This is a genomic window from Ramlibacter sp., assembly GCF_035706265.1.
Lineage (GTDB): Bacteria > Pseudomonadota > Gammaproteobacteria > Burkholderiales > Burkholderiaceae_C > Ramlibacter.
In genome coordinates this window covers 1-3210 of record NZ_DASSVG010000196.1, presented here as the reverse complement: position 1 = coordinate 3210, position 3210 = coordinate 1, and the positions used below count along the sequence as shown (strand labels likewise).

3 protein-coding genes are annotated in these 3210 nt (G+C 69.0%); 2 read left to right on the top strand and 1 reads right to left on the bottom strand.

What is annotated here, in order from left to right; all coding sequences use genetic code 11:
* The first annotated feature begins 62 nt into the window (after positions 1-62).
* On the top strand, positions 63-1085 hold the full coding sequence (tdh, locus tag VFM98_RS07280) for an L-threonine 3-dehydrogenase (protein WP_325109245.1): 1023 nt from the start codon (positions 63-65) through the stop codon (positions 1083-1085).
* 179 nt (positions 1086-1264) lie between these two features.
* Complete coding sequence (gene kbl / locus VFM98_RS07275) at positions 1265-2461, top strand: glycine C-acetyltransferase (RefSeq protein WP_325109244.1); 1197 nt, start codon at positions 1265-1267, stop codon at positions 2459-2461.
* A gap of 371 nt (positions 2462-2832) precedes the next feature.
* Here the strand turns inward: kbl and VFM98_RS07270 are convergent.
* Positions 2833-3210: pseudouridine synthase (locus VFM98_RS07270; RefSeq protein WP_325109243.1), on the bottom strand; the 378-nt coding region annotated here is incomplete at its 5' end.

The following is a 3210-nucleotide window of genomic DNA, read 5'->3' as shown; positions in this document are numbered from 1 at the left end:
CGGCTGATCCTGCGGCCTCCCCGCCGCATCACCCCTCGATGGATGCCCCCATGCCTCAGACGATGAAAGCCCTGGTCAAGCGCCACGCCGAACCCGGTATCTGGATGGAAGAAATCCCCGTGCCCGAGGTCGGCCCCAACGAGGTGCTGATCAAGCTGGAGAAGACCGCGATCTGCGGCACCGACCTGCACATCTACAAGTGGGACGCGTGGAGCCAGCGCACGATCAAGCCCGGCCTCACCATCGGCCACGAGTTCGTCGGCCGCATCGTGGAGATGGGCCCGGGCGTCACCGGGTACAGCATCGGCGACCGCGTCTCGGCCGAGGGCCACATCGTCTGCGGTCACTGCCGCAACTGCCGCGCCGGCCGCCAGCACCTGTGCCCGAACACGGTGGGCATCGGCGTGAACCGCAACGGCGCGTTCGCCGAGTACATGACGATGCCGGCCTCCAACCTGTGGCCAATCCCGGACCAGATCCCGTCCGAGCTGGCGGCGTTCTTCGACCCCTACGGCAACGCCGCGCACTGCGCGCTGGAGTTCGACCTGATCGGCGAGGACGTGCTGATCACCGGCGCCGGCCCGATCGGCATCATCGCCGCGGGCATCGCCAAGCACGTGGGCGCGCGCAACGTGGTGGTCACCGACGTCAACGACTACCGCCTGAAGCTGGCCGCCGACATGGGCGCCACCCGCGTGGTCAACGTGGCCAACCAGTCGCTGCGCGACGTGGTGAAGGACCTGCACATCGAGGGCTTCGACGTGGGCCTGGAGATGAGCGGCAACCCGCGCGCGTTCAACGACATGCTCGAGGTGATGTACCACGGCGGCAAGATCGCCATGCTTGGCATCATGCCCCAGGGCGCCGGCATCGACTGGGACAAGGTGATCTTCAAGGGCCTGACCCTGCAGGGCATCTACGGCCGAAAGATGTACGAGACCTGGTACAAGATGACCCAGATGGTGCTCACCGGCTTCCCGCTGCAGAAGGTGCTCACGCACCAGATTGCCATCGACGACTTCCAGCGCGGCTTCGACCTGATGGACCAGGGCATCTGCGGCAAGGTGGTCTGCAGCTGGAACTGAGCCGGGATCGCCTCGCACCCTGAGCCACCCTTTTTGGCCCGGCGTCATTCCCGCGAAAGCGGGAATCCACTTCCGCCTCGGCAGCCAAAGAGCAACATGGATTCCCGCCTTTGCGGGAACGACGCCCGGGCGAGCGTACGCAGCAATGGCTGCCGCCGCCCTTGAGACCGGAGACCCCCGTGACCTACACCGCCCGCGACCGTTACGCCGCCGAACTCGACGCCATCCGCCAGCAGGGCCTGTTCAAGGGCGAGCGCATCATCGTGTCGCCGCAGTCGGCCGAGATCGAGCTGGAGGGCGGGCGCAAGGTGCTCAACTTCTGCGCCAACAACTACCTGGGCCTGGCCGACCACCCCGACGTGATCGCCGCCGCCAAGGAGGCGCTGGACACCCACGGCTTCGGCATGGCCTCGGTGCGCTTCATCTGCGGCACGCAGGACCTGCACAAGCAGCTGGAGAAGAAGATCGCCGAGTTCTTCGGCACCCAGGACACCATCCTCTACGCCGCCTGCTTCGACGCCAACGGCGGCCTGTACGAGCCGCTGCTGGGCGAGGAGGACGCGATCATCTCCGACGCGCTCAACCACGCCTCGATCATCGACGGCATCCGCCTGTGCAAGGCCAAGCGCTTCCGCTACGCCAACTGCGACATGGCCGACCTGGAAAAACAGCTGCAGGCCGCCGATGCCGCCGGCGCACGCACCAAGCTCATCACCACCGACGGCGCGTTCTCGATGGACGGCTTCATCGCGCCGCTGGACCAGATCACCGCGCTGGCCGAGAAGTACGGCGCGCTGGTGCACATCGACGAGTGCCACTGCACCGGCTTCCTCGGCGCCACCGGCCGCGGCGCGGCCGAGGTCAACGGCGTAATGGACAAGGTCGACATCTTCACCGGCACCCTGGGCAAGGCGCTGGGCGGCGCGCTCGGCGGCTTCACCACCGGCCCGGCCGAGGTGATCGAGATGCTGCGCCAGCGCTCGCGTCCCTACCTGTTCTCCAACTCGCTGCCGCCGCACGTGGTGGCCGCGGCAATCAAGGTGTTCGACATGCTCGAGAGTGCCGGCGAGCTGCGCGCGAAGGTGCAGGAAAACACGACGTATTTCCGCCAGCAGATGACCGCCGCCGGCTTCGACATCAAGCCGGGCGTGCACCCGATCGTGCCGGTGATGATCTACGACGCGCCGAAGGCGCAGGCGATGGCTGCCGCACTGCTGGAGGAAGGCGTCTACGTCACCGGCTTCTTCTACCCGGTGGTGCCGCAGGGCCAGGCGCGCATCCGCACCCAGATGAGCGCGGCGCACACCCGCGCGCATCTGGACCGCGCGATCGACGCGTTCACCCGCATCGGCAAAAAGCTGGGCGTGATCGGCTGAAGCCGGGGATTTCCGCGGGTCGGCGCTCAGGCAGGTGGCGTCACGCTGCCGGGTAGCCCGCACCGCGCCGGGCCGCGCCGGGCCTCGGTTCGGGGGAGCGGGCTTGGCGAGGGCTCCCGCCCCGTGCGTGGTGGCACGCGCCGGCAAACACCCGACGACAAACGCCCCCGCTCCACTCCGCCGGCAAGCGCGCGCGTGAGGGCCCAAACGCGAGGCCAGGCGCTGACGGGCGGCTCGCGCGGCGCACGCTCCGCCCGGGGTCGCTTGGTCGCCCAGGCGCGCGCCCCCCGGCCGTGACAGGTCTCCGGCCCCACCTGTCGGATACCGGGCGCAGGCGGCAGCCCGGTCGTGCGCGGTGTCAACGCGTCGGGTCATCCCCGCCGCAGGGCGTGAACCTCATCGGCAGTGAGGTTCCGCCAGTGGCCCTTGGGCAGCTCGCCCAGCGCCAGCGCGCCGATCGCCACGCGGATCAGCCGCAGCACGCCGACGTCGTGCGCGGCCAGCAGGCGGCGGATGTGGCGGTTGCGCCCCTCGTCCAGCACCACCTCCAGCCAGGCGTTCTTCTCCCCCTCGCGCAGCACGTCCACCGTCACCGCGGCCAGCCGCTCGCCGTCGTCGATGACGCCGGCACGGAGCTTCGCGAGCAGGGTCGGCTCGGGCCGGCAGTCGATCTGCACGTGGTAGGTCTTGGCCACGTGATGCCTTGGCTCGGTCAATCCGGCTGCCCACGCGGTGTCGTTGGTAAGCAG